At 40.1% G+C, this 1,555-nt stretch carries 1 protein-coding gene; it reads left to right on the top strand.

The genetic code is table 11. The annotated features are described in order from the left end of the window. The coding region (locus J5224_RS27220) for a hypothetical protein (RefSeq protein WP_264628267.1) at positions 1–1,118 on the top strand (1,118 nt) is incomplete at its 5' end. Positions 1,119–1,555 lie beyond the last annotated feature (437 nt).

Here is a 1,555-nt window from a genome sequence, read left to right as displayed (position 1 = left end):
CAAATGATGTTGCTCTTGAAGATGAAGCCGTGCAGATTACTCAGTCGCATTTGCTTCAAGGACGCTTTCCGGTAACGTTTTGGGGGTGGCAGACACTTGAAAATCAAATTAGGAGGTATGAATCTGTACAGCGGGAACATTTTGGGTATTGGTTCAAGCGTTTATCCACTCTACAGTGGGCAATGCGAATTGCTATTGGATGTCTGTTGATCATTAGCAGTATTTACGTAGTTCATCAGTATCTAACTTATCACAATGCTCAGGTTGATCTCAGAGAGAACACGGATAAAGACATCTCTCAGTTTTTAACTCTGACCAATAAACTGGATCATGCATACAGCACATGTCTGAAGACCCTTGATGAAAAACCATTTTTATCATCATGGGAACTGGATACATTCTGTGCAAGACCGGTGTCAATATCGCTGGGGGAAATTGAATCTCAAGTGAAAGAAACTGGGTTAAATATAGACGCGCGTGCTTTTGACAATCTGTCCGCTATTTTAAAGATATTTCGTGTAGATTATAGGCAAGTGCTAATTGCGTCCGACAGAACCCGTTCATTTGAAAAAAATGTGCTACATAATATGAAAGCTCTTTGTCCGCCATTCAAGGATAAGGGGATTATGGATCGTATGTTCATTGAGCTAAGAGAACCTGCAGAAGCTGCACAAATAAGCCAGCTTGAGTTTTACTTTGTTCTCAGTGATTTCATAATGCCAAGTTTAGATGCGGTAAGGGCACAGGTTCTTGTCTCTACCAGGCAGATAAATAACCAGCAGATACCACAAACCCTTATGGAAGAAGCAAAAGAACTGAACCAACTTATCAGTGAGCGAAATAATTATAATATCGAACCACCACAGTTCCCATTTAGTCTAGCAGTAGTTAAGTCAATGAGCTCGCGGTCAATAACGTTAACTGGAGAGATGTCAGATCAAGTACAAGGAGAGGAGACTCGTTGGGCCAATTTGATGTTGGGAAGTATGGCTTTTGCAATGGAGGGCAATCCAAAAGAGGTTGACGAATTGGTTCAGTGCGGTTTATATAAAACAGAGACACCTAATATTATAAAAAATAGAAATCAAGAGAAAATTTTAAAATCACAAATTCAATAATTGGAATGAGAAGTAAAGATATTTTTTATTTTGAGAGTTATGCATTGCAAATAAAAGCACCACAAGGAGTTAACATGCCTGGATCAAAATCATATAAATTTGAAGTAAGAGATTGATGAAGTTGCCGAAAAGGCAATTGAAGCATTTAAATTATCTTATTACAAAACTGCTCATTCAAATCTGCATGACCCATTCATTAGATAGTGTGATTTTATTAATTCCGACCGTCGCTGTGCATTGGGCCACACTCCCTCGCCCATGCTGGCAAGGCTGTAACAAGCAACTTCGGCGGCCATATCAGCGCTCCGGATTAGGTCAGAATATGCACTTAATGTTTGCGATTAGTGACCTGCTCACCAGTGATTACTACAAAATGCTGTAACAACGTCCGCTCCTTGACACGAAGCAGACCTAAAGAAAGGCAGTTAGGTCTGCTG

The organism is Candidatus Symbiopectobacterium sp. NZEC135, from assembly GCF_025962695.1.
This window is presented reverse-complemented; position numbering and strand designations above follow the sequence as displayed.